The sequence below is a fragment of the Mycobacterium sp. SMC-8 genome (assembly GCF_025263565.1).
In the GTDB taxonomy this organism is placed as follows: Bacteria; Actinomycetota; Actinomycetes; order Mycobacteriales; family Mycobacteriaceae; genus Mycobacterium.
The window spans coordinates 1430806-1456234 of sequence record NZ_CP079865.1; the positions used below are offsets into that span (position 1 = coordinate 1430806).

Consider the following 25429-nt stretch of genomic DNA (forward strand, 5'->3'; position numbering starts at 1 on the left):
TCGATGGGCTCTCTGGACGGCAAGGTCGCGTTCATCACCGGTGTGGCGCGCGGACAGGGGCGCAGTCACGCGCTACGCCTGGCCGCCGACGGTGCCGACATTATCGGTATCGACATCTGCGCCGACATCGCCTCGAACGGCTACCCGATGGCTTCGCGCGAGGAACTGGACGAGACCGTCGCGCTGGTCGAGGCGCAGGGCGGCAAAATGCTCGGATCGGTAGCAGACGTCCGAGACTTCCACGCGGTGAGAACGGCCCTGGACGCCGGTGTCGAACACTTCGGTCGTCTCGACATCGTCTGTGCCAACGCCGGTATCGCCGCGATGGGCTTCCGCCAGTTGACCATCGAGGAAGAACTCGAGATGTGGACCGACGTGGTGGACGTGAACCTGGTCGGGGCGTTCCACACTGCCAGAGCCGCCATGCCGCACCTGATCGACGGTGGCCGGGGCGGCTGCATCGTCTTCACCAGCTCCACCGCCGGACTGAGGGGATTCGGCGGTATACAGGGGGGCGGCCTCGGCTACGCGGCCTCCAAGCACGGGATCGTCGGCCTGATGCGGACACTCGCGAACGCCCTTGCACCGCATAGTATTCGCGTCAACACCGTCCATCCGACCGCAGTCAACACGATGATGGCGAACAACCCCGCCATGACGGCGTTCCTGGAACATTATCCCGACGGTGGACCTCACCTGCAGAACCCGATGCCGGTCTCGCTGATCGAGCCCGAGGATGTCAGCGCCGCGATCTCCTACCTGGTCTCGGATGCCGGCAGGTACGTCACCGGCGTCACCTTCCCCGTCGACGCCGGCTTCTGCAACAAGCTGTAGGCGACGATGACCGAGACGACAACGACCGGCCGGGCCGCAGGCAAGCGCGTCCTCATCACCGGCGCCGCGAGGGGTATGGGCCGAAGCCACGCGGTCCGATTGGCCGAGGAAGGCGCCGACCTGATCCTCGTCGACATCTGCGCCTCGTTGCCCGCGGTCGAATACCCGTTGGCCACCCGCGAGGATCTCGACGAGACAGCGTCACTCGTGGCTGCATTGGGACGCCGAGCGGCCACCTACGTCGTCGACGTCCGTGACGAGTCGGCGCTGGCGGCCGCCGTCGCCGACGGTGTGTCGCAGTTGGGCGGGTTGGACGCCGCGGTCGCCAACGCCGGGGTGTTGACTGCCGGAACCTGGGACACCACTACCGCCGAGCACTGGCGCACCGTGGTCGACGTCAACCTCATCGGCGCCTGGAACACCTGCGCGGCGGCGCTGCCTCACCTAATCGAGCGCGGGGGAAGCCTGATCAACATCAGTTCGGCGGCGGGGGTGAAGGGCACTCCTCTGCACACCCCGTACACGGCGTCCAAGCACGCCGTCGTCGGGATGAGCCGCGCCCTGGCCAACGAACTCGCGGCGGTCAATGTCCGGGTCAACACCGTGCATCCGACCGGCGTCGCGACCGGCATGCGCCCCGATTCGCTGCATCACTTGCTCGCCGAAAAGCGACCCGACCTGGCACCGCTGTTCGGCAACGCGCTTCCGATCGTCATGGCCGAGGCCGTCGACATCAGCAATGCAGTGCTGTTCCTCATCTCCGATGAATCCCGGTACGTCACCGGGTTGGAGTTCAAGGTCGACGCCGGCGTCACGCTCCGATGAGCGGCACCCTGGGAAAGGACACCCTATGACCAGCGTCGAGACCGGCCGCTTGGAGCGTGGCAGAAGAGCTTTCGCCGAGGTGATGACGTTTCCGGCGCCCGACGACGCCTCCCCCGCGACGACCACCCTGCTCGACTTCGTCTACGCAGAGGTCTGGCAACGGCCGGCCCTGACCCGACGCAGCCGGCGGTTCGTCACACTGCCCTGCGTGGCCGCCGCCGACGCGGAGGGGGCGCTCCGCGATCACGTGTACGCAGCACTCAACAGCGGCGACGTATCGATCGTCGAGATGCGGGAAACCGTATTGCATTTCGCCGTCTATGGCGGCTGGCCGAAAGCCTCCCGGTTCAACATGGTGGTGGACGAACAGTGGGAGAGGATCAACCGCGAGCACGGCCGGAGCACCCCACCGGCAGAACCCCTGCTGCCCCTGCCCACCCCCAGTGATCCGGAGGCCCGGCTGAGAGTCGGCGAGCAGACCTTCAAGACCGTCAACTGTCTTCCGTATGCCCCCGGCCGCGACAATCCGTTCTCCGGTGCCGGCATCCTCAATTTCGTCTTCGGGGAGATGTGGTTGCGCCCGGGCCTCGGGATGCGGGAGCGCCGCTTGGTGACGGTGGCATGTGTGGCGTTTCAGGACGCGCCCTATCCGATTCTGAGCCACGTGTACGCGGCGCTGAAAAGTCGGGACCTTTCCTTCGATGAAATGGACGAACTTGCACTGCATTTCGCCGCCTACTACGGCTGGCCCAAAGCCAGCCATCTCAACCAGGTGATCGCCGAGCAGAAGCAGCGGGTGACCGAAGAATGGGCGGACGAAGCCTCGTGACAGACTCCGCGTCGATGCCACCCGGCGTGTTCGGTGACGTGGTGGGCCCGCTCATCGGCGGTGACCGGCTCACCACGACATCGGGCGCCCGGCACAGCCACATCTTCCCGGCGACCGGCTTGCCCAACGCCACGGTGGCGCTCGCGGGTGAGGCGGAAGTCGACACGGCGGTCGCCTCGGCCGCGGACGCTCAACGGCAGTGGCGGGAACTGCCTGTCGACCGCCGGCGCGACCTGATGATCGACCTGGCCGACGCGGTGCATGACGACCTCGAGCAGCTCGCCGAACTCAACGTGCACGACTACGCGGTACCGGTGTCCTTCGCCGGGACCGCCCTCATGCTGGAGCAGTTCCTCAGGCATTTCGCGGGTTACGCCGACAAACCCCACGGGTCGAGCACGCCGGTGAGCGGCTCGTCCGATCTCAACTTCGTGGAGCGGGAACCGTACGGCGTGGTGGCCGTTCTCGCACCGTGGAACGGGTCGCTGGCGGTGGCCGCCTCCTGCGTCGCGCCCGCCCTGGCCGCCGGAAACGCCGTGGTCTTCAAGCCCTCCGAACTGGCGCCGTTGGCGGCACGACGATTCGGTGAGCTGTGCGTCGAAGCCGGCCTGCCACTCGGTCTGGTCAACGTCATACCCGCCGCTGCCGAGGGCGGAAGCGCACTCGTTCGGCACCAGGACATCGGCAAGATCTGCTTCACCGGCGGAGGCGAGACCGCCCGACGGGTTATCCGGGACGCCGCCACGCATCTCACCCCTGTCGTCGCGGAATTGGGCGGCAAGTCAGCCGGCATCGTCTTCGACGACGCCGATCTCGAGCTCGCGGTGGCGCTGTCCGTGCACCAGGGGCTACTGATGCAGTCGGGTCAAAGCTGCGCGTGCGCCAGCCGCATCCTGGTTCATCAATCGGTCTACGACGCCTTCATCGAGAAGTTCCTCGCCGCGGTCGCCGTCGCCAAGATCGGTGACCCCTTCGACCCCACGGTCTCTTTCGGACCGGTGATCAGCGAGTCCTCAGCCGATCGCATCCTGTCCGTCATCGCCGCCGCCACGGAAGCAGGATCCGGTGAACTACTCACTGGCGGAACACGACTCGGCGGCGCTCTGGCCTCCGGCTACTACATCGAGCCGACGGTGTTCGGTGCCGTGGACAACACCTCGGATCTGGCGCAGATTGAAACCTTCGGCCCGGTGTCGTCGGTCATGCGCTTTGCGGAGGAGTCTGACGCGGTGCGCATCGCGAACGACACCCGGTACGGACTCAACGCGTTCGTCCACACCAATGACCTCAACCGCGCACATCGCGTGGCACGGCAACTGGAAGCCGGTTCGGTCTGGGTCAACCAGAACAGCCGAATCTCGCCGCAGGGGCCTTACGGCGGATACAAACAGAGCGGCTTCGGCCGAACCGGCGGCGCCGCCGGCCTGCACGAGTTCCAGCAAGTCAAGAACATCCGGATAGGTATGCGCTAGCGGCTGCCGCTCCGGTCAGGCACGGCTCGCCGGGCATCGAATGACCGGTGCTCCCCGGGTGGGCTTCCCGGTGCGGGTGGGTACACCCAAGCCCATGGCAGACCCCACGGAAGAGCAGGAACCTCGCGGCGACCAGTCAGATGATCGCCATCCCGTCGTCATCTTCGCTCCGCTCCCCGTTCTCACGGTGACGGTCGAGGACCGTTCGGGCGAAGCCGACATCCACGTCCATGCCGGAGGACAGGGTGTCTGGCAGTCGCGCATGATGTCGTCGCTCGGTGTGCCGGTCGTGTTGTGTTCGGCGCTCGGCGGGGAGACGGGTGATGTCCTCGGGCACTTGCTGCCCATCTGCGACGTCACCCTGCGCGTGGTGCCGGTCAGCGCACGAAACGGCTCGTACGTACATGACCGTCGCTCGGGCAAGCGCGAAGTCGTCGCGGAGGCCTCGGGCACTCCGCTGGACCGCCACGAACTCGACTCGCTCTACGAGCTCACTCTCACCGAGGGACTCACCCACGGCCGGGTCCTGCTGTCCGGGCCGCAGGAGAAGGACGTGGTGCCCGCCGACCTCTACCGGCGACTGTCCACCGATCTGGGCGCCAACGGCTGCAAGGTGGCCGCAGACCTCTCCGGCGACCGGCTCGAAGCGGTGCTCGCCGGCAAGCCGGACCTGATCAAGGTCAGCCACGAAGAGCTCCTCGACGACGGGCGGGCGAAGTCCGACGACGCGCAGGATCTGGTCGCGGCCATGCACTCCATGCGAGACGAGGGTGCGGGCACGATCGTGGTGTCGCGGGCGGGTTCAGCGCCGGCCCTCGCCCTGCTCGACGACCGGGAGTCCGGCCGCGGCGGAACGCGCGGCGGCGACGTCGTCGAGATCTGCATGCCGGCGTTGGAGCCGGCGGATTCGGCGGGCGCCGGGGACTCCATGACCGCGGGCATCGTCGCCGCGCTGGCGAGCGGTCGCCCGCTGCCCCGGGCGTTGCAGATCGGCGCGGCCTGCGGAGCGCTCAACGTGGTGCGGCACGGGCTGGGTACCGGCGGTGCCCGGGCCGTCGAGACACTCGCCGAACGGGTGGAGCTGCGCCCATGGACGAAGTGACCGTCCCGATTCAGGAGGTTGGCTCGTGCCCCTCGCATTCGTGACCAACGACGACGGGATCGACTCCGCAGGCTTGCACGCCCTGACGTTCGCAGCGCTGGACGCCGGGTTGGACGTCATCGTGGCCGCGCCGGCCGAGCAGGCCAGCGGCGCGAGCGCCGCGCTCAGCGCCGTCCGCCGCGACGGTCGCACGGTCGTTGAGCCCCGGGAATTGCCCGGCCTCGACGTGCAGGCGTGGGCGGTGCATGCCCAACCGGGACACATCGTCGCCGCCGCCCTGAACGGCTGGTTCGATCCGCGTCCGGATCTCGTGCTGTCCGGAATCAACCACGGCGCCAACGTCGGCCGGGCCGTCTTGCACTCCGGCACCGTCGGCGCGGCACTCACCGCCAAGATCAGCGACACCCGCGCCCTGGCGGTCTCGCTGGACGTCGCCTTGAATCCCACCGGCGAGCGGCACTGGAGAACGGCGGCCGGACTGCTCGCACCGGTGCTGGATTTGCTGTTCGACACACCCGAGGGCACCGTGCTGTCCCTCAACGTCCCCGATCGGCCCGCGGCGGAGGTGGGTCCGATCCGCCACGCGCGGCTGGCCCGGGGCGGGGCGGTGCAGACCCGGGTCGAGGAGGTGCGCGACGGCGGCGTGCGCTTGAGTGAGGTGGAGGTGTCCGACGAGCCGGAAGAGGGCACCGACAGCGCACTGCTCGACGCAGGGCACCCGACACTGACCGAGCTGCGGTCGGTCGAGGCGGATGAGGGCGGGATCGTCGCCACATGGTTGGCGGCACAGCCCGGTCAAGATCGCGGATAGGGGTCGGCCGATCACCGGCCCGCGGCGTGGCAACACAGTTCACAGCTGTCACATTGTTAACCTCCCCCGGTGCGTGAGACGCCGGGAACCAGCAGCGGACAGCGCCCGCGTCCGGTGACCCGCCGCGACGCGCTGCGCTACGCCGCCGCAGCGTCCGCGTTGGCCGGGCTCGGTGCCGCGTCGGCAGCCGCCGGCATGCCTGCCGCGTCGGCCGCCGCTCCGACCCTGATCGACTACGCGATGCGCCAGATCCCGGCCCAAGACATCCGGGCCGCCGGCCACGCCGGGGTCATCAACTACGTGTCCACGTCCCGGCCCGGCTCCAACTTCGGCGCCAAGCCGATCACCCTGCCCTACGCCAAGTCTCTGACCGCCGCCGGTCTGGTCATCGTCAGCAACTACCAGTACGGAAAGCCGGGTGGGACAGCCCCTTCGGATTTCACGCGCGGATACGCCGGCGGCGTCGCCGACGCACGCACCGCCTGGCAGCTGCACACCGCGGCAGGCGGCGGGCGGAGCGCGCCGATCTACTTCAGCGTCGACGATGACATCGACCGCCACGCGTGGGACACCCTCGCACTGCCGTGGTTCCGCGGGATCAACTCGGTGCTCGGCGTGCAGCGCACCGGCGTGTACGGCGGGATCAACACCTGCCAGTGGGCCGCATCCGACGGTGTCATCGGGCGGTCAGGCACGCCGGGTCGCGTGTGGGCGTGGCAGACCCGGTCCTGGTCGCGCGGTCAGATCTACCCCGCCGCGGTTCTCTATCAGCGGATCATCGACACCGCCTCGAATCCCGGCCCGGTAGTCGGCGGCATCCGCGTCGATGTCAACGACGTGCTGGCCCAGGACTGCGGCCAGTGGAATCTTCATCCGTAGCAAAGCGTCTCGCTCGTCGCTCAGCGGCGTGGTGTCGTCGTGACGTGCACGTGGTCGTAATGCCCGTAACCGGATCCCCGCGGACCGCCCGGCGTGTAGTACGTGCCGCGCCAGATCACGTCCTGTAACCCGAAGCGTGCCGCGTTGGCCATCATGAAGGCGAGGATCTCGTTTCCGAGCGCGATGCCCTCGGGGCTGTCGTGGTTGGGAATCATGATGTCGATCGCCAGTCCGCTCGGATGCCACGGCTTCGAGTCCGGCCGCACTCCGTCGATGTCGGCGATCTGGGGAAACCGTGCGCTGACGGCGCGGGCAGCCAGAATGGTGTTGGGCTGGAGCCCGGCCTCCGACGCGACACCGACCGGCAACGCTTCCGGGAGGTCCGGGACCGCCGCGGGCGGTGGAGCGACGTCGCCGGGGGGGACGCCGGGAATCGCGGCCAGCGGCGGGTCTGCCGGACCGGACGCATTCGGGGCCGGAGGCAGCACTGCCGCGGCATTGTCGATCACCGCCTGCTGGCGCGGTGTCAGCGCCGCGTACTGCGCCTCCGCGGCAAGTATCTGACGTTGCAGGTCAGCCCACTTGGTTTCGAGGTCCGCGCGCACCGCAGCGGACTGCTCGGCCGCGGCGCGAGCTTCGGCGGCCGAGCGGTCCGAGGCCTGGGCAGCGGCGGCCGCGCGCTCACGTGCGGTCTTGAAGGCCGTCATCTGAGCGGCCATCTCGGCGGCCACCGCACGCTCCACCGCCAGCTCGTCGATGAGCTGCTTCGGGGAGGACGCGCCGAGCACGGCCGACACCTGGCCGGTGCGACCACCCATATAGGTCATCGCCGCGACCCGATTCACCGCGGCCTGATAGGGCGCCAGCTTCGCGTTCGCGGCGTCCAGCGCTTCCAGATCGCCGCGGTGCCGCTCTTCGGCCGCGGTCTGGTCCGCCTGTTTGGCGTCTGCGTCGTGTTGCGCCGCGGTGACCGCCTCGCGGCTCTGCACCGCCTGACGCGACAATTCGTTGAGCCGGGACAGCGCGTCTGACGCCGGGTCGGCCGCCACGGCGCCGATCGACACCGCAAGCGCCAGGACCGTCGCCGCGGCACCGTAGGCCGTCCGCCGAACCCAAAGGCGCGCCGCGGTGATTCGGATGATCACGATCCTTCTCTGCAGAGACCGGTGCCGGTCCGGCTGTCGAGTCTTGGTGAGGGTACGAACTGGCACCGACGATGTCCACCCAGCTAACTTGCACCCCGTCCCGCTGTCCGCAGCAGCCTCGGCCCTCACCGTCGCTGCCGGTGGGAATGCCGCGGGCCGGGTTTCGGTTACACGCCGAATCTCGACTTTCCTCCTAGGATGGACATGTCCCACAGGGTGGCGGATCGCGCTGGCCGGAGATACCACGCAGTCAACAACTAAAGGACCGAACATGGCATTGAATCGTCTGGGTCGTCGTATCTCGGCAGCGGTGGGCGGTGCTGCCGTTCTCGCGATGATCGGCCTCACCGCGTCGTGCGGCACGGAGAGCGAGGCCCCGAAGAGCCGACCACCACGACCACGACCACCACGACCACCACGCCGCCGCCGCCGCTGACCCCGACCGAGAAGGCCCCCGACCCCGGCAACCCGAACATCTTCACTCCTCCGGTCAGGGCGCCGCAGCCGACCCTCAACCCGGGCCGCGACGACTACGGGAACTGAGCGAGCCGTGCCCGGACACTGTCCGGGCACGCGCTGAGTTCGGGTCCGAGTCATGACCACGGCGACCGTTCGATGGTTGGCCGCGTTGCTTCTCTTCGGAGCAGTGCTGGCGGCGCTTGACCTATCCGCCGCCGAGCGTCCCTCCGAGGACAACCTCATCGCGGGGCCTAACGCCTCACTGCTCGGTGCGTCCACCGACCTCGGGCCGGCGCGCGAGCAGAGCATCGAGTTCACCGCCAGCCTCACCGACCCGTCTCAACCCACCGGGCTGATCGAGTGGGCCCGGGACCGGTCACTGTCGGTGCGATGGCGGCCAGGTGACGACTGGGTGATCGTCGAGGGCTCACCCGATGCGGTCGGGCGGGCGTTCGATGTCTCGGTGCGTGACTACCGGGGTCGGACAGGGCGACTCTTCTATGCGTCACCGCATCAGCCGGCGGTGCCCGAGCACCTGCGCGGCGAGGTGTCGGAAATGGGCCGGATCCTCGGTTACCTCCCGCACCGCATCTCGCGACCCGACCACATCCCGCTCGATGTTCCCGATCGGGGCCTGGCTCCCGACGCCCTGCTGAACACCTACAACGCCGACGATCTGAACCGGGCCGGATTCACCGGTAAGGGCACCACCATCGTGGTCTTCGCCTTCGACGGGTTCCATCAGTCCGACCTCGACACGTTCGCCACCATGTTCGGCTTGCCGCAGTTCACGCCGGAAGTCGTCGGCGGATCCCCCGGCGAGCCGCGAGGCGAGCTGTCGATGGATCTTCAAGTGGCACATGCCATTGCACCCGACGCCCGCAAGGTCGTGGTGAACGCCCGCCCGACCGTCGAGGGCGACGGCGGATATCGCAAGATCGGCGAGATGCTAGAGGACACCGACCGCCGGTTCCCGGGGGCGGTGTGGAGCTTCTCGATCGGCTGGGGCTGCGACAAGCTCATCACCGCCGCCGACCTGGCCCCGGTGCGGTCGGCGCTGCGCATCGCCCAGTCGCACGGCACCACCGCGTTCAACGCCAGCGGTGACCTGGCCGGCATGGAATGCCGTGGCGGACAAGACTGGTCGTCACCGCCGAGCGAACAGGACATCGGCCTCGACTCGATCGCGTCGCTGCCCGAGATGACCAGTGTCGGAGGCACCACCCTGTCCACTGACGCGGACGGGACCTGGGTGTCCGAGCAGACCTGGTTCGACGTGCCGCTGTCCCAGGGCACCGGTGGCGGCGTCTCGGCGCTGTTCGACATGCCGCCCTGGCAGCGTGCGGCCGCGGGCGCGGTACCGGCCGACCGCCGCAGCGGCAAGCGCATGACCCCGGACATCGCTGCCGTCGCCGACCCGTTCACCGGCGTGAGGATCGTGCTCAACGATCAGGTGCTCGTCGGCGGCGGCACCTCACAGTCCGCGCCGATCTGGGCCGGTTTGACCGCCGTCATGAATCAGTATCTGACCGAACACGACGGCTCCCTCATCGGTGACATCAATCCGCTGCTGTACCGCGTCGCCGAGGGCGCTCCACGCCCCGCCTACCGGGACATCACGTTGGGAGGCAACGCCGTCGACAACGCCGGTCCCGGTTACGACCTGGTCACCGGGCTCGGCACCCCGGATATCGACAACCTGGTGCGCAACCTCCAGATCGCCCAAAAGGTGCAGGCCTGATGAGCGCGCCTTCGGCGATGGTGGAGTGTCCGGTCTGCCAGATGGACGTTCCCGCAGGCGAATACTGCGGACTGTGCGGTGTGCCGCTGGCCGAACACCACAAAGGCGACGGTCCCCGCTGGCTGCGTGCACGCGCGTTCAGTGCCGCCCCCGGACAGCGGCTGTTCACGCCGGCGCTGACCAGTTCGCTGTTCCCGCACCTGACACCGCGGTCGCGCACGGTGTTTCTGATGGGTCTCGGCCTGCTCGCCGCCGCACTCGCCGTCGCCACGCTTCTACGGATGCCTGCCGCACTCACCGCGATCGCCTCACTCGGTCTTCCGCTGCTGTTTGTCCTCTATCTCCGGGAATCCGATGTGTTCCGGGATCTTCCGCGCAGCCCACTGGTACTGACGGCGGTCCTGGGAGTCATCTTCGGCGTCGGGTGGGCATTGTTGACGGGCGCGGCGGTCGCCCGCGCCTATGGTGTCCCGCTCGGCGCGGGCATCGCCGGGACGCGAATCCTGCGCGACGGAATCGGGGTGCCGCTGGGCAGCATGCTGCTCATGCTGTTCCCGGCCCTGCTGACCCGCTGGTCGTGGCGCGGCCGCCGAGCAGCGTTGGACGGCTACGTGATCGGCGCGCTGGGCGCTCTGACGTTCACCGCCGCCGCCACCTTGACCCGGTTGGCGCCCCAGGTCACCACCGGAATGATCAACCGCGTGCGGCCGCTGGACGGCCTGCTCGTCGAGGCCGGGATCCGCGGCATCGCGATGCCGCTGACCGCCGCGGCCGTCGGCGGCCTCGTCGGCACCGCACTCTGGTTCACCCGGCCGCCGACCAAGGCCCACCAGCACCGAGGCTTCGTGCGCACGACCCTGATCCTGATCGCGGTCGTGGTGGTCGTCATCTATGCCCTGCTGGGGATGGCCGACGTGGCCCGGCTTCCCCAATTGGCGCAACTGGCAGTGCATTTGATGCTGGCGGCGATGGCGTTGTTCGCACTGCGGATCGGATTGCATCTGGCGCTGCTGCACGAGGCGCACGACGAATCCGACGTCGACGAGCCCATTCTGTGCGTCGAGTGCAACCATGTGGTGCCCGATGCGCCGTTCTGCGCCCGGTGCGGTGCTGCGATGCAGGCGTGCTCACAGCGGTCACGCCGGGCCCGCCGCGAGCATCGTCCCATCCGGCTGGCCGAGGACCCGGCGGCCGGAGAAATCGTCGTCGGATTGTTGCCCGGTTATTCGATCCAGTCCGGCACCTTCACGGCGGACCGGCCGTCGACGTCGTCGTTCCGCACCGTGGCGCTGGCGCTCGGAGTCTCCGTCGTGGTGCTGGCCGGTGGATTGGTCGGGCTGTCGGGCCTTCTTTCGAAACCCGCGCCAGGTATGTCTGTCCACCCGATTGCGGTAGTCCACCGATGAACCGGGCGGTAGAGATCAACCCGCGCTTCACCGCCGCGGACGGGGCGTTCTCGGTGTCGTATCCGTCCGAAGGATCCGCCTACCAGGTGACCACGCACACCGACGGGGTGACCGCGGTGCTGCAAGCCGGTGACGGAGGCACGATGCGGTTGTTCAGCCTTCCCGCTGGTGGGCGCAGCGCGCAGGAGATCGCCGTCGAGTTGGTGAACAAGACCTTTCCGGACACCACGACCGCCTACGAGATCCCGAACACGATGGTCGGCTATCACCGTGGATTCGGGTTCACCGCCGATTTCTGGCCCCAGGGTGCGATGAGCAGTTCGACCAGGATGCGCGTCATCGTGATGGTCGCGGTGAAGAACGATCTGGCGCTGATCGCGGGAGCGGTGGGTCCGTACCGCGCGTTCGGACCCGACTTCGGTTCCGGTAAACCCTCGGCGGCCAACCTCCAACTCGCGCTGGATATGGGCAAGTACGTCAACAGCTTCAGCTGGCGCGGCGACCCGTCCCGCTGAGTTCCCCCGGGGGCGCCGGCGACGTCCAGGCCTTTAGCGGGCGGGAAGACGCGCCGCCCACGATTGGCCCGGGCCCAGGGTCTTCTTGGTGCCCCTCACGCACACCTCGATCGGGTCGGCTGCGCACGGCAACAGCCGCAGCCGCGCATGTTTGTGGGTCAACTCGATGTCCACCGGCTGATCGCGGTAGATGATCTCGAACGACGCCCGGCCGATCTCGTTCGGCAGCATCGGGTTGAGGTGAAGCACGTCGCCCCGTGTCTCCACACCGGCGTAGCAGCGCAGCACTATGTCGGCCGTTCCGGCCATCGCCCCAAGGTGGATCCCTTCGCGAGTCGTTCCGCCCTGAGTGTCCTGCAGGTCTGCCTTGAGGGCTTCGGTGAACAACGACCACGACTGGGCGCCGTCGATTTGGGCCAACACCCAGCTGTGGGTGACCCTGCTCAGCGTAGAGCCGTGCGTCGTGCGCGCCTCGTAGTACTTCACCGTGCGCTGCACGAGATCTGGATCAAGGGAGTAACCCATCTGGTTGAACAATTCACGCAGTTCTTCGGTGGAGAACAAACAGAACAGCATCACGACATCGGCCTGCTTGGACAACTTGTATCTGTTCGTGGAGTCGCCTTCTGCCTGCAGGATCAGGTCCATCCGCCCGATGTTTCCGTAGCGCTCGCGGTAGCTCTCCCAGTCGAGTTCCTGCAGCGCCTCGTATCCTTCGAACTGACTGATGACGCCTTCGTGGAACGGCACCCGCATCCGTCGGCTCACCCGCTGCCAGTGCTCGCGTTCTCCCGGCCTGATGTCCAGTCGGCGCCACAGCGGGACACAGTCGCAGCCGACCAGCAGGTCGACCGTGTCGACTGCCCGTGCTGATACCCAGGCCGCCAACACATTTGTGTAGGCGTTGTTCCGGACACCCAGGCCCGGGGCATCCGGGTAGCCGTCGTGATACTCGTCGGGTCCCATCACGCCGCTGATGTTGTACCGGTCATCGACCGGATCGTGAACTGCCATGCTGGCGAACAGCCGAGCGACCTCCACGATGAGCTCGGCGCCGTAGTCCTCGAGGAAGCCCTTGTCGCCGGTCGCCTGGTAGTACTGCCACGCGCTGTAGGCCACCGCCAGGCCGACATGACGCTGTCGATGGGAATTGTCCGGCATCCATTGGCCATTACGGAGATTCAACAGCTCGCTCGGCGTCTCGTCGCGGCCGTCGCTGCCCGACTGCCAGGGGAACATCGCGCCATCAAAACCGTTGGTCCACGCCAAATCCCGCGCTGCGGGTAGCCTCCGATATCGGTACAGCAGAAAGCAGCGGGTCAGTGCCGGCCTCCGCATGGTCAGCAACGGATAGACGTAAAGCTCGTCCCAGAAGATGTGTCCGCGATAGCCCTCGCCGTGCAACCCGCGCGCGGGCAGGCCCGCATCGAGATCGGTGTCGGCCGCGACGACCACCTGCAGCACGTGAAAGATGTGCAAGTTGAGTGCCAATGCCTGCTCGAACCCGATCTCCAGGCCGATGCCGAACCGCTGCCAGATGTCCCGCCAAACGGTGCGTTGCCCTTCCAGGAGGTCATCGAACCTTCCCGCGCGTGCGATGCGCTTGTCCACATCCAGTGCTGCGGTGGAGATGGCGCTGTCGCGCGAGGTCGCCACGGCCACGGTCTTCTCGACAGTCACCGGGACGCCGGCCCGGAGGACAATGGTGAACGCATGGCCGGCACGGCTTTCCTCAGCGATCGGCCGCCGGTCTGCAACATTTTCGGCGGGGCCGACGCGATGCCGCGCCGCCACCGCGATGTCGATACCCGATTGGTTGGTCCGCACCTCGAGGCGCACTGTGTTGTCGTTGACGACCGTCGAGCCGACCGATTCGAGATGCTGCGACGTGAGTTGAAGATCGGCAGCGACATTTCGGTTCGCGACTGCGCCATTGATGACGGACTCCACAGTCGCCTCGCCCGACCAGTCCTCGGCCTCAATCGTGACTTCCAAGGCGGCGGTGTGCGTTTCACATAATGAGACGATCTGACGCGATGTGATCTTCGTGGTTCGTCCGTCGTGATCGCGATACCTGTTGACGCGGGTCAGCATTCCGGCACGCAGATCAAGGTCCTGGTGGTGGGAGAGCATTTCAGGAATACCCGGACGCAGCACAGGCCCGTCGGCCGTTTGGACCGTCAGGTATGTCCAGTCAGGCGTGTTCACCAGGTGTTCGGTCTCCATCGTTCGCGTGCCGATGGTGCTGATGACCCGGTTGTAGATCCTGGCGACGTAGGTACCCGGGTAGTGCACGCCGTCGGCGATGGAACCCGGTACGGAGCCGCGCGTCGCCCAGTACCCGTTGCCGAGCGTGCAGAGCGCCTCGCGTGTTCCCTCAAGCAGTGGGTTGAAGTCCTCGTACACGAGGTGCCAAGCATCGGAGCTGGTCCTGTCGGCACCGCCGATCCACTTGCCGGCCTGCCCGCCGTCACGCACCACCGCGTCGAGTTGATCGAGGCTGGTGAGAACGAGATGGGCGCCCGCTGCGGCCAGCTCGGCGCCGTGTCCCACCCGGTCGACTCCCACGACGAGCCCGAAACCACCTGCCACACCTGCCTTCACGCCTGCGATGGCGTCTTCGAGGACGACGGCGTCGGCCGGTTCCACACCAAGGTGGTCTACAGCCTCGAGGAACATCGCAGGGTCGGGCTTGCCCCGCAACCCGAGCCGCGCGACGTCGGACCCATCGACGATGGTGGTGAACATGCCAGAAAGGCCGGTGGCGTCGATGACGGCCCGGCCGTTGCGGCTCGCGGTGACGAGCGCGGTGGGAATGCCGCGGTCGAGGAGTTTGGCGAGAAGATCGGCGGCATCGGGGAACACCGTGACCCCGGTGCGGGCGATGGCTTCGGCAAACAGCTGCTGCTTACGTTCAGCGAGCCCGTGAACGGTCATCCGATCCGGGCCGTCGTCCGGGCTGCCCTCCGGCAGTTCGATGCCGCGGGCGGCCAGGAAGGCCCTGACACCGTCCTCGCGTGTGCGGCCGTCAATGTAGGTGAGGTAGTCGCGTACCGGATCGAACGGCGGTTGACCGGGTGTTCCGATCCGGGTCAGCACCTCGTCGAACAGGGCTTTCCATGCCGCGGCGTGAATCTTCGCGGTGTCGGTGACCACGCCGTCCATGTCAAAAACGAACGCGTGGTAACCCGGTTTATCGCGGGGCGTGGTTGCCGCCATATGTGTCGAGTGTATTGACGGCATGCCCGGCCGACTTCGACCCGCCGGGGCAAAAAGCACGGTCTCGGATGCTTCTTGTCTGCCAGGTGCTCACACCGGCTGAGGCACCGCTGCGGCGCCGTAGAAGCGGCCAAGGACCGCATTGTGTAGTGGGCCATTGGTGGCGACGGCGGTCTTGCCGTGTGGTCCGGGCGAACCTTCCAGGTCTGTGAATGTGCCGCCGGCCTCACGCACCAGGACGTCGAGGGCCGCGAACTGCCGGGTGGACGCTTGCGCAGCCAATGCGATGTCGGCGACTCCCTCGGCCACCAGGCAGTACGAGTAGAAATCGCCGTAACCGCGTGCCTGCCAGACGTCGTCGGTCAGGACGATGAAGCGCTCGCGCATGCCGAGAATGCCCCATCCGGCCAGACTGGAGAAGGTCAGATTGGCTGTCCCCAAGTCATCGATCGCCGATACAGCCAGCCGTCGCGTCGGCTCAGTCCACCGCGTTGCGAACGCGCCTTGCCCGGCTGCTGCCCACCACCGCCGACGCAGAGCGGGGGCGGCGACGACACCCACGGTTGGCACGCCGTCGACTATCAGGGCGACAACGGTGGCCCAGAAAGGTACCCCGCGGAGGAAATTCCTCCTGCCGTCGAGCGGCTCGATGACCCAGCGTCGTCCGGCTAACAGCTCTGGGCCGCGGATCGTTTCGTCGAGAATCGCATCTTGCGGTCGCTTCATGGCCAGTCTTCTGCGGAGAGCGACGTCGACGTCGCGGTAAGCATCTGTTAGTGGCTCGTCCTCCAGCCTGGCCTTCGCGTAGAGATCCACGGCCGTAAACCGAGGCATCGTCATCGATTCGGCCTCGTCTGCCAACGACAGCGCGAGAGCCAGGTCATCTGCGGTGTTATTCATGCCGGTCCTCACCATCGAAAGGGCATTTGGGCTGCTTGGATGGCGCCCCAGCCGCTAGAAGCGCCGCCCCTCATCAGGGCGACATGGTGCCCCGCCGAGACGGCGGATACCTCCGTCTGGCGCGGTGAATTTCTGGCGGCGAATCAGCCTCGTGTGCCATGCACAGTGCACGTGCGCCAATTGGTTCGGCAGAATTGCCGCGGGAAGGTGGGGCGGTGGGAATCGTTGTGTAGCAGACGTTCACCAGCACATTCGACCTGGCAGGGTGAATTGGGCGTGCGCAGTTGCTGCTGCCGGTGCCATTTCCCCCAGGCCCGCCCAACCTAGCCTGAAGTACCGACACTCCCGCTACGTTGTCCACTGTTCAGGAGCACATCATGACCGCCACATATGCGTTGGCTGCGCGGCTCGTGGCCAAGCCCACCAAGTCGCAAGAGGTTGCGGATTTGCTGTCCGGCGGTCTCGCGGATGTCGAGCAAGAACCGGGCACTACTGCGTGGTTCGCTGTTCGCTTCGGGTTGCTCGAATTCGGTTTGTACATGGTGTTTCCCGATGAGGTCGCCAGGAAGGCTCATCTGGCCGGGAAGGTTGCCGCAGCACTCAAAGCCAATGACCATCTCTTCGAGGAAACCCCGGTACTCGAAACAGCCGATGTCCTCGCCGCAAAGCTCCCGGCCGGTGCCCCTCGGCACGAGGACAGCCCGACCGCAACGCACTGAGCCGTTTCCGTGCTTTCGCCCGCCGCCGGAGGGCTGCGGGTCTGCGCGTCAGGTGTGCTGTTTCGCCTTCGCGAACTGGGCCACTATTGCGGCGCAGAAAGCCGGTAGGTCGTTGGGTGATCGACTGGAGACGAACTGACGATCGATCACCACCTCCTCATCGACGACGTCCGCTCCCGCACGCCGGAGGTCCGTTCGGATGCTCGGCCATGACGTGATCCTCACTCCCTGGATGACGTCCGCTTCGGCGAGAGTCCACGGACCGTGGCAGATCACTCCGATCGGTTTGCCAGTGTTAGCGAATGCCTTGACGAAGCCGACCGCGTCGGCGTTCATTCGCAGTTGGTCAGGGTTGACCGTTCCGCCCGGCATCAGGAGCGCGTCGTAGTCGTCAACGGACACGTCGGCGACAACGCGGTCGACGGGAAAGGTTCCGGCCGACTCCATGTCCCATTGCCGAGCCTGAATCTCGCCGGGATGCAGCGAGATGACCTCGGTCATGGCACCCGCGCCGTGCAACGCCCCGCGGGGTTGCTCGAGTTCGATCCGCTCGACTCCGTCGGCGGCCAGTATGCCGACGCGCTGGCCTCGAAGTTCCTGTGTCATCAGATTCTCCCCAGTGCTCGTCGGCCTACGCGGCCTCGACGACGACGGTGCCGTCGTCCGAAATCGTGATGACCACGTCCATGTCATCGGAATCGTCGATGATCGTGAGCAGCTCTATCACGGCATTGCGTAGTTCGGGTGCGTCCATGTTCTGAACGGTTTCGCGGTTGTCCGGGTTACCTCCGAGCGCCGCTAAGTCTGTGGACTGGTTCTCGGTTTGGGTGTCGGTGGTCTGCTGGTTTTCTGTGCTTTTAGCCATGCGGTCAACGGTATTCACTCGTTCGTCGGCAGTGGTCGACCCAGCAGGTCGATTCTGATCCCCCTTCGCTGGCATCCTGCCGCACGACTCGCTGACACGAGGATCGCCAGGCTGCTTATCCTGCCAACGCGTACGAGGTCCCGACCGCATTCGGCACGAACGCGGCGGGCAACGCGGCGGCAAGGCGGTGCTGGGCCTTCCAGCCGGTGCAGTGCGCGGGGACCAGCAGGTCGGGCGCCATGTCGGTGAAGGCGGCGACAGTGGGTTCGATGATGGGTTCGAACGCCGGGCCGGTGAGGTGGAAGCCGCCGAGCAGTGCGTGCAGTCGATCCACGCCGGTCAACCGCATCGCGTGGCGGGCGATGTTCACCGCGCCGGCGTGGCCGCATCCGGTGATGACGACGAGCCCACGTCCGCGGACGTGCACCACCAGCCCTTGCTCGTCGAGTATCAGCGGGTCGGGTTCCCAACGCCCGTCATGCCACGCCTCGTGATTCGGCATGCCGCGCTCGAAGTCGGTGGTGCGGTCGACCTCTCCAGTGATCAACACCGACTTGTCCAGCAGCAGCGAAGGTTGCCGCCGTTCGATCACCTCGAATCCCTCGGCCTCCAGGGCCGAGCGGCTCAGGGTTGGCATCGTCCAGTGGTGTTGGTCGGGTAGCGCCAGGCGGCGCCGGCTCCACACCAGAGGGTGAACCGTGAGTGGCATCCCGCTTCGTCCGCGCAGCCGGGCCAGGCCGGGAAAACCGCCGGCGTGATCGAAGTGACCGTGGCTGAGCACCAGCACCTCGATCGCGGTCACGTCCAGGCCTAGGCGCTCAATGTTGGTGGCCATGCCTTCCGGGGAGACCCCGGTATCGAACAAGACTGTGTGGGTGGTGTTTCCGCGGCGAATCGTGACGAGCGCCGAGAATCCGTGCTCAGCGACCAAACCAGGTACTGTGCGACCGTCTACGTATTGCGGGGCCGCAACCTCGGGCACCCGGGTGAACGAGGTGCGGCGGGCGGGTCCGGTATCGCCCATCAGCGCGTCGTAGCTGTTGTCCATCAGGGTGGTGACGATTACCTCATCGACCGGTTCCAAGGCGATCGGGTCCACCGCCGGGCCTTCTGCTCGGCGCGGGCTGGAAGCCGCCGCCTCGTCGGCGAGCCCGCTGCCGTTACCGCACATGATTTCAGTGTGCGCTTCGTGAACCTCGACGGGTAGGTGTCAGCACGCGGCGTCTGCCAGTGGGATGAGATGTCGGACCGGCACTGGATCATTCCGCCCGGACCGACCGAAACACGAGCCCGAACTCGTCGAGTGCGATTACGGTGCTGTCGGTCGCCGCGACGGCGTCCACCCGGATCGCTGCGGCAGGACTACGGCTCTTTGCCAACGCATCGATGTCACGCCAAATCGTCTGGCTGAGTTGTCGTCCCGACCGGCGATCGACCAGCAGGGTTGCACTGACGAACCCGACGGTTTCCGTCAGCCAAGGCACGACTGTGTCTTCATATCCGGCGATCGCCTGGTCGAGGACGGCCGGCTCCGTCTGATAGACCGTGTGGCGCACGCCCGCCCCGGCCTCTTCTCGCCCGACGCGAGTCACGCTCGCCCTCCGGAAACGTTCGACCGAGGCGGTGCCGAGCGCAAGGCGGATCGCCTCGTCGCGGACACCGGCCTCTACGCGTTCGCTTTCTCGCATGGCGTCGTGGGAGACCCAGAACGATTCGAGGACCGCGACGGCCAGGTCGGGAGATACCTGAAGCGACATTCCTCTCTCGCCAGGTTCTGACTCGAGGCTCGATCGGCCGTCAGAAGCGAGGTATGCGATTGCGTCGTCAATCCGTTCAGGGTCGGCGGTGATCAGCGTGTACCGAACATGCATCCGTGGCTCCTTCAGTCGTCATGACGACGGGGACTGTGCCGCCATGAGGACGGCAAGCGTTCGTTCGGCTGCCTGCTTGGAGGACGCCGGATTCTGGCCGGTGACAAGGTGCCCGTCCACCACCACGTGCGGACGCCAGGGCGGCCCCTGGTCGAAGTCCGCACCCTCCTCGCGCAGTCGGGTCTCCAAGAGCCACTTCGCACGGTCGGCCAGACCCGCTTGTCGCTCCTCCTCGTTCGTGAAGGCGGTCACCCGTCGGCCGGCGAACAGCCAGGCGCCGTCCACGCGGCGGCCCGCCAGCAATCCGGCCGGCCCGTGGCAGACCGCAGCGACGACACGTCCGGTGGCGAACAGACCGGTCAGAATTCGGCCGAGCGGTCGACAGTCCGGCAGATCTTCCATCGGCCCGTGGCCGCCCGGAATGAAGACGGCGTCGTAGTTGCCGAGGTTGTCGGCGGCGTGCTCCAGCGACATCGGCGCGGCGAGCTCGTGCTCCAGCGATTCCAAGTAGCTGCGAAGCTCGGCGGCACGCTCTTCGCCGCCGGCCCGGTCGGGCGCCAGGCTGACCTGGTCGACGGTCGGCCGGACACCACCGGGGGTGGCGATGTCGACGTCGACCTGCGCGTCGCGGAAGGTGCGATGGGGTTCGACGAATTCTTCGGCCCAGAATCCAGTGGGATGGCGGGTGCCGTCAGACAACGTCCAGTGATCGCTGCCGGAGAGCACAATCAGTATTCGAGCCATCGAGTACCTCCATTGATGATCCGACCGTCTTCGTCGACATGCTGCCGCTGACATTGCCTCGGGTCTTGGACACACAGGTGCGAAAACTGTCGGCTTCGCTAGACCTGAGCGTCCTTTGCGGCGCTCTCGATCTGCCAGAACAGGTGCTCCATCGACTCTTACTCACCACAGGTTGGTGCGGTGCAACGCAGAAGCGGGCATTCTCCGGTGGAACCGTCGTCTGTGGAACAGACAGTTGGAGATGACCCGATGGATGCTCCGGAGTTTTATCGCGAAGTCGCCGAGCGCACGATGCTCTCGAAGGGGGAGGCAGCCGATCTGACCCGCGCGGTGCTTGAGGTCTTGTCGATGCGAGTCAGCGCCGGAGAGGTAAAGCACCTCATCCGAGCGCTCCCCGAGGACCTCGTCAACTCGGTGCGATGGAACAGCAAAGGTCCGGAGCTGTTCGACCTGGATGATCTGATCGTGCGTGTCAGCGGCCGCACCAGACTGACCAAGGCCGAGACCATGACCGGTGTGGAGGCGGTCCTGCTGACATTGCGGGAGGCGGTTGACCGCAAAGAGTTCAACGACTTCATGTCACAGCTCCCTGTGGACTTCACCAGGCTGCTCACCTCGCCCAATCCGCCCCGGACGGTGTAGCGCCTAATCTCCTGGCCGCACGGAAGGGCCGGTACACCCGCCTAATAGCCCAAACCCGAGGTCGACCCCCGCGCAGAGCCGGTTCGGTGGTTACGACGGCTGTCCTTCGTTGAGCAACTCGATCATCTTGTTGAGCACCGTCAATCCGTCAGCTAGCGAGTCGATCTCATCGTCGGAGAGCTGGTCGAGGATTCCCGCCAGAGCTGTACGCCGGGCTTTGCGCGAACTGTCGGCGATGCGCTGTGCCTTCGCGCTGAGCCGCAGTCGGCCCACGCGCCTGTCCGTCGGGTCAACCTCGCGGATCACTAGGCCGTCACCGGACAGCTTGGAGACCAGTGTGGAAGCGGTGTTGGCCACCAGGCCGAGTTCGGCCGCCGCAGCGCTCACTGAGATGCCGGGTTGTCGGCCGATGAGCCGCACCAGGTCGGCTTGCGATTCGGGCAGTCCGGTGGTGAAGGCACGACCGGCCGTCCGACGCACCTGGCGTCGGAAACGCCCAAGGGTGTCGAAGATGTCGGCTGCGATTTCGGAGTGGCCGGACACACCTTGCATAATACCTCTGAGGCCGAGCTATTATGCGGGTGGTTTCGTACCCAGGAAGGAGTTGCGCGGCCGCCCATCCTGAAGCCAGGCCTACAGCGCGCAGTGCGCGCGTCCACGGCGTTCGGCGATAAACGCTCGGCAAGTGCAATCTCTTGATACAACCGAAGGAATTACATGTCATACCCTGATACCGCGACCCTGACAGTCACCGAGGGTGGCCAGCCAATCCAGTTCACCTTCGGTGAAATGTTGAGATACCACGGCTTCGAGTTTCCCGGTGGGGTGGCGCATGCATTCAAGGTCATGGAACGCGGCTTCCCGCTGTTGGACGACGGTAACGCGCCCGAGCGGGCGGACCTCTCAATAGAAACCGCGTTCCCCGGCCCGGGAGGCCGCGACGCATTTGAGATCGTCACCCGGGTCGTGACCGGTGGGCGCTATCACGTCGACGTGGCGCTGGCCGGCGACGATGTCTTGCAAAGTCCGAAGGGTAGGTACCTTTTCCGGTTGAAGTACCGGGGCCGGACCGTCGACCTCACGCTCCGCCCCGGACTGGTTGCCGACGAATTCATCACGCTGGCACGCAAAGAGGATCGCAGCGCTGAAGAGGAAGAGCGTCTTGTCTGGCTGAAGAAAGATATGGCACAACGCCTTCTGAGCCGCCCCGCCGAGGAAGTCTACAACGCCACAATTCGGTGATGTGATCCTGCGTTGAAGGCGGTCCGGCGCACACGGGACCGTCTGGGGCAGTGCGTAATTAGCACTACGCCACCGTCGAATTCGCGCTGCCGCACCCGGCCTTGCACGGCCCGACCTGCGCCGCAACGACTTTCGGGTCGATACCGGGCGAACCGGCACAACGTTGCGTTGCGCACCAGGCGGTATGACGTGCTGGGCGCGAATCACCCGTCCGAGGTCGGCGCGCACAAGTTCCGTTGGCTCCGAACATCTTTCGCCCCTGCGGTAGGGGTAGCCGGAGCTTCGTCGGTGTGCTAAACAGGACAGGTATGCTTCGCCTAACCTAAGGAAGTTGCCGTGACCTGTTACCTGAGGCTGCATGAAGTAGCCATCGCGGTGCACCCGACGCCTGGGCCGGGCCAGAGCGGCGAGACGGACTGGGACGAGATCCACCGGTTGTGGACCCTCGCCGGCGGGGTCGACGGCCGCGACGCCGCGCTCGACGCGATGCCAGTGACGCTGCTCGACATGGACGACCTACCCGACGCCGATCTGGACGGGTTCGCCGGCCTCATCATCGCGGGCCGCGCCGACCAATTGCTGCTTGCCGGAATGAAAGAGCGCATCGCCGGCCTGCTCGACCGGGGCGGTGCCGTGGTGTTCAGCGGACAGCTCGCCGAAGACTGGCTCCCCGAAACCACGACATTCGAATGGCATGAAAACAAGGCGGACACCGAGGGACCGCCGGTGCTTGCCGACCACCCGGTGTTCGCCGGCGTCAAGCCCGAAGAGCTCGGGCACTCGTTCCTCTACGCCAACGGCTGGCATCGTCCACCGGAGCATGCCGAGGTGATCGCGTGGCGGGCCGACGAGACACCGGGCACCTACGTCGCGAAGGCGGGGGCCGGCACGGTTCTGGTGCACAGCGGCAACAACCTGATCGCGAACGGCGTCACCACCACCACGGCCGCACGGATCATGCCGCAGCTGGTCCAGTGGATGGCGGGCGCCACGCGATGACCGGACTGGTTGCGCTGACCAGCGGATCGGCTGCGGAAACCGCGACATTCGCCGAGCCGGACCACCGCGCGCACCTCGATGCGGTGGTGTACACGGGCTCGACGGACCACTCGGCGATCGACGACGCGCAGGCGGTCTGGGTGCCCGAGGGGACCCCCAAACGCCGGTTGTCCCGGCTTGCTCCGCAGCTGGAGGCACTGCTGGAGCGCGGGGGGATCGTGTTGATGTTCGGTGAGCAGCAGGGGGGATGGCCGCGATCGCTGCGTTGGACCTTCCGCCCGGTCGGTGGCGCCGGACAGACCCGCCTCGGCGGGGCCTGGTCACACAACGAGGTGGGCGCCGCCGGACAGGCCCTGCACCACCACGGTGTCCTCGATGCGCCCGCCGGGGCCGAGGTATTACTCAGCGCACCCGACGGATCGGCCGTCGCATATCTGGAGCGCCCGGCGTCGGGCGGCACGCTGATGGTCAGCACCATCGATCCACTAGCGCATTTCGGCCATACCCGGGCACCCGCCAGCGCGCGTTTCCTGGCCGCATTTCTGCCCTGGGTGACAACGACCCTGCTACCCGGGAGTGTGCGATGAAATACCGGTGGAGCGCACTGATGTGCGTGTCTGCATTGATGATTGGCGGATGTGCCGACGAGGGCTCAGGACCCAGTGCCGGCCCGGACACGGTTGACCGGCTCACCGTGGCGATCCCGCTGGACGTCGGCCCGGTCAACATCTTCGTCGAGCACGAGGAATGGATCAGCGAGCTGGTCTACGACAAGCTCGTCGCACCGTCTCCGTTTGTCGACGATCCGCAGCCGTGGCTGGCCTCCGAGGTCACCATGGTCGACCCCAGCACCTGGGACGTCACCGTCCGAGACGACGTCACCTGGCACGACGGCGAGCCGTTCACCGCCGCCGATGTGGAGTTCACCTTCGCCTACGGCCAAAAGGCCGACACCGGCCGCTGGACCCACCACATCACGACGATTCCCGAGATCACCTCGACGACCCGAATCAACAGTGACACAGTACGTTTCGAGTGCGCGTTTCCCTGCCCGGAGCTCGGCACGGTGACGCTTGCCGACCTTCCGATCCTGCCCGAACACATCTGGTCGCAGATTCCGCCGGAGAGCGTCAAAGAGGTCACCGCGCTGCCGGTCGGCACCGGCCCATACCGGCTCGCCGAGTACGACCCGATCACCGGCTACCGATTCACCGCATTCAACGAGTATTTCGGCGGCAAGCCCCAAGTCAACGAGCTGGTGATGACGGTCATCGAGGATCCCTCGGCCACATTCACGGCGTTGCGCTCGGGTGAGATCGACGTGGCCGCCCGTCAGGTTCCGCCGGAGTTGCTGGACGCGTTCGAGGCCTCCGACACGATCGAGGTCGTGAACACCACCCCGCTCGAACAGGTCGACCTCCGGATGAACTACACCAAACCGATGTTCGCCGACGCCCGGGTGCGCAGCGCGGTATCGCTGGCGCTGGACAAGGAGGAGCTGCTCGAGGTCGTTGTGCTGGGTCGCGGACGCGCAGCGACGCTGGGACGGATGCATCCCGACTCACCGTGGGCAGATCCCGAGGCCTCCACACCGACCGACCCGGAGCGAGCACGCGCGATCCTCGACGAGGCCGGCTATCGCGACGTCAACGGAGATGGTCTGCGCGAGAGTCCCGATGGCTCTCCGATCACGCTCACCGTGGAGGTGAAAGGTGCCGAACCCACACAGGTCCGCGCTGCCGAGGTAGTCGCCGAACAGCTCGGTGAAGTCGGCCTCGCAGTCGATGTGCGGCCGTTGGACGCTGGGCGGCACGCTGCCTCCGGCAAGGACATGGAGACCTTTGATCTCCTGGTTCGGGATGGAGTCCCGCATACCGTGGCCGACCCCACACAGTATGTGCTGAGCCTGTTTTCGGGCTCCTCCTGGAATCTCGACGAGTACCCGTACCCGGAACTCGAGCAGAAGATCGACAGCTGGAAGCAGACCGCCACGCTGGAAGACCGGCGCGAGGCAGGCTTCGAGATCCAGCGGCTGCTGAACGAGGTGCCGCCGGTGGTGGCGCTCTACCATCCCGACAAGTACTTCGCCTACCGGGCCGGTAGCTACGCCGGGTTCGTCGACTCACCGGGGTACGGCATCATGCACAAATGGTCGCTGATTCCGCGCGACAGGGCTGAAGCGGCCAACGCCGTGGTGACGCCGTGAGGCA

General features: G+C 66.6%; 24 protein-coding genes and 1 pseudogene. 16 read left to right on the forward strand and 9 right to left on the reverse strand.

All coding sequences use genetic code 11. From position 1 onward, the window contains the following. Positions 1–3 precede the first annotated feature (3 nt). The 7 genes from KXD97_RS07070 to KXD97_RS07100 all read left to right on the forward strand — a co-directional run bounded on the left by KXD97_RS07070 (position 4) and on the right by KXD97_RS07100 (position 6752). Positions 4–834 carry a mycofactocin-coupled SDR family oxidoreductase gene (locus KXD97_RS07070; RefSeq protein ID WP_260756049.1) on the forward strand — a complete coding sequence of 277 codons (831 nt, stop codon included), beginning with the start codon at positions 4–6 and terminating at the stop codon, positions 832–834. 6 nt (positions 835–840) lie between these two features. Then, a complete protein-coding gene (locus KXD97_RS07075; protein ID WP_260756050.1) occupies positions 841–1659 on the forward strand; it encodes a mycofactocin-coupled SDR family oxidoreductase in 819 nt (272 codons plus the stop codon). A 25-nt stretch (positions 1660–1684) separates the two neighbouring features. Continuing rightward, positions 1685–2488 carry a carboxymuconolactone decarboxylase family protein gene (locus KXD97_RS07080; protein ID WP_260756051.1) on the forward strand — a complete coding sequence of 268 codons (804 nt, stop codon included), beginning with the start codon at positions 1685–1687 and terminating at the stop codon, positions 2486–2488. A 14-nt stretch (positions 2489–2502) separates the two neighbouring features. After that, on the forward strand, positions 2503–3960 hold the full coding sequence (locus KXD97_RS07085) for an aldehyde dehydrogenase (protein ID WP_260757874.1): 1458 nt from the start codon (positions 2503–2505) through the stop codon (positions 3958–3960). Between the two features lie 94 nt (positions 3961–4054). Next, positions 4055–5062 carry a 1-phosphofructokinase family hexose kinase gene (locus tag KXD97_RS07090; RefSeq protein ID WP_260756052.1) on the forward strand — a complete coding sequence of 336 codons (1008 nt, stop codon included), beginning with the start codon at positions 4055–4057 and terminating at the stop codon, positions 5060–5062. Positions 5063–5087: 25 nt separating this feature from the next. Further along, complete coding sequence (gene surE / locus KXD97_RS07095; RefSeq protein WP_260756053.1) at positions 5088–5873, forward strand: 5'/3'-nucleotidase SurE; 786 nt, start codon at positions 5088–5090, stop codon at positions 5871–5873. A 69-nt stretch (positions 5874–5942) separates the two neighbouring features. Continuing rightward, a complete protein-coding gene (locus KXD97_RS07100; RefSeq protein ID WP_260756054.1) occupies positions 5943–6752 on the forward strand; it encodes a DUF1906 domain-containing protein in 810 nt (269 codons plus the stop codon). A 20-nt stretch (positions 6753–6772) separates the two neighbouring features. Here the strand turns inward: KXD97_RS07100 and KXD97_RS07105 are convergent, their stop codons facing one another. Continuing rightward, entirely contained in the window at positions 6773–7885 is a 1113-nt protein-coding gene (locus KXD97_RS07105) for a coiled-coil domain-containing protein (protein WP_396885358.1), read from the reverse strand. 366 nt (positions 7886–8251) lie between these two features. Here KXD97_RS07105 and KXD97_RS07110 point away from each other — a divergent pair, with 366 nt between their 5' ends. The 3 genes and pseudogenes from KXD97_RS07110 (at position 8252) to KXD97_RS07120 (ending at position 12018) form a co-directional block, all read left to right on the forward strand. Then, positions 8252–8440 (forward strand): hypothetical protein, encoded by a 189-nt coding sequence (locus tag KXD97_RS07110; RefSeq protein WP_313901359.1) that lies wholly within the window; start codon positions 8252–8254, stop codon positions 8438–8440. A gap of 52 nt (positions 8441–8492) precedes the next feature. Continuing rightward, complete coding sequence (locus tag KXD97_RS07115; RefSeq protein WP_260756056.1) at positions 8493–10097, forward strand: S53 family peptidase; 1605 nt, start codon at positions 8493–8495, stop codon at positions 10095–10097. Next, positions 10097–12018 (forward strand): annotated as a pseudogene (locus tag KXD97_RS07120) (zinc ribbon domain-containing protein). The gene KXD97_RS07115 and the pseudogene KXD97_RS07120 overlap by 1 nt, the downstream one beginning before the upstream one ends. A 33-nt stretch (positions 12019–12051) precedes the next feature. Here the strand turns inward: KXD97_RS07120 and KXD97_RS07125 are convergent. Next, positions 12052–15237, reverse strand: coding sequence for a beta-phosphoglucomutase family hydrolase (locus KXD97_RS07125; protein WP_260756057.1), 3186 nt, complete (start codon positions 15235–15237; stop codon positions 12052–12054). Positions 15238–15327: 90 nt separating this feature from the next. Next, on the reverse strand, positions 15328–16152 hold the full coding sequence (locus tag KXD97_RS07130; protein ID WP_260756058.1) for an inositol monophosphatase family protein: 825 nt from the start codon (positions 16150–16152) through the stop codon (positions 15328–15330). Between the two features lie 338 nt (positions 16153–16490). Here KXD97_RS07130 and KXD97_RS07135 point away from each other — a divergent pair, with 338 nt between their 5' ends. Further along, positions 16491–16856: an antibiotic biosynthesis monooxygenase gene (locus KXD97_RS07135; protein ID WP_313901360.1), complete on the forward strand. Its 366-nt coding sequence runs from the start codon at positions 16491–16493 to the stop codon at positions 16854–16856. A 48-nt stretch (positions 16857–16904) separates the two neighbouring features. Here KXD97_RS07135 and KXD97_RS07140 read toward each other — a convergent pair whose 3' ends face one another. The 5 genes from KXD97_RS07140 to KXD97_RS07160 form a co-directional block, all read right to left on the reverse strand. Beyond that, positions 16905–17462 carry a type 1 glutamine amidotransferase domain-containing protein gene (locus tag KXD97_RS07140; protein WP_260756059.1) on the reverse strand — a complete coding sequence of 186 codons (558 nt, stop codon included), beginning with the start codon at positions 17460–17462 and terminating at the stop codon, positions 16905–16907. Between the two features lie 25 nt (positions 17463–17487). Further along, positions 17488–17721, reverse strand: coding sequence for a hypothetical protein (locus KXD97_RS07145; protein WP_260756060.1), 234 nt, complete (start codon positions 17719–17721; stop codon positions 17488–17490). Positions 17722–17836: 115 nt separating this feature from the next. Continuing rightward, a complete protein-coding gene (locus KXD97_RS07150; RefSeq protein ID WP_260756061.1) occupies positions 17837–18892 on the reverse strand; it encodes an MBL fold metallo-hydrolase in 1056 nt (351 codons plus the stop codon). An 88-nt stretch (positions 18893–18980) separates the two neighbouring features. Then, a complete protein-coding gene (locus KXD97_RS07155; protein WP_260756062.1) occupies positions 18981–19592 on the reverse strand; it encodes a hypothetical protein in 612 nt (203 codons plus the stop codon). 18 nt (positions 19593–19610) lie between these two features. After that, positions 19611–20336 (reverse strand): type 1 glutamine amidotransferase domain-containing protein, encoded by a 726-nt coding sequence (locus KXD97_RS07160; RefSeq protein WP_260756063.1) that lies wholly within the window; start codon positions 20334–20336, stop codon positions 19611–19613. Between the two features lie 249 nt (positions 20337–20585). Here KXD97_RS07160 and KXD97_RS07165 point away from each other — a divergent pair, with 249 nt between their 5' ends. Beyond that, positions 20586–20978 carry a DUF2267 domain-containing protein gene (locus KXD97_RS07165; RefSeq protein WP_260756064.1) on the forward strand — a complete coding sequence of 131 codons (393 nt, stop codon included), beginning with the start codon at positions 20586–20588 and terminating at the stop codon, positions 20976–20978. Between the two features lie 90 nt (positions 20979–21068). Here KXD97_RS07165 and KXD97_RS07170 read toward each other — a convergent pair whose 3' ends face one another. Next, on the reverse strand, positions 21069–21530 hold the full coding sequence (locus tag KXD97_RS07170) for a MarR family winged helix-turn-helix transcriptional regulator (RefSeq protein WP_260756065.1): 462 nt from the start codon (positions 21528–21530) through the stop codon (positions 21069–21071). 165 nt (positions 21531–21695) lie between these two features. Between KXD97_RS07170 and KXD97_RS07175 the strand changes: the two genes are divergently transcribed. From KXD97_RS07175 to KXD97_RS07190, 4 genes are all read left to right on the forward strand, one after another. Then, positions 21696–22220, forward strand: a complete 525-nt coding sequence (locus tag KXD97_RS07175; RefSeq protein ID WP_260756066.1) for a hypothetical protein — start codon at positions 21696–21698, stop codon at positions 22218–22220. Positions 22221–22556: 336 nt separating this feature from the next. After that, positions 22557–23219, forward strand: a complete 663-nt coding sequence (locus tag KXD97_RS07180) for a hypothetical protein (RefSeq protein ID WP_260756067.1) — start codon at positions 22557–22559, stop codon at positions 23217–23219. Continuing rightward, positions 23216–23806, forward strand: coding sequence for a hypothetical protein (locus KXD97_RS07185; protein WP_260756068.1), 591 nt, complete (start codon positions 23216–23218; stop codon positions 23804–23806). Before KXD97_RS07180 ends, KXD97_RS07185 begins: the two co-directional genes overlap by 4 nt. A 20-nt stretch (positions 23807–23826) precedes the next feature. Next, the gene (locus tag KXD97_RS07190) at positions 23827–25425 is read left to right on the forward strand and encodes an ABC transporter substrate-binding protein (RefSeq protein ID WP_260756069.1); all 1599 of its coding nucleotides are present in this window, start codon (positions 23827–23829) and stop codon (positions 25423–25425) included. Positions 25426–25429: the final 4 nt, after the last annotated feature.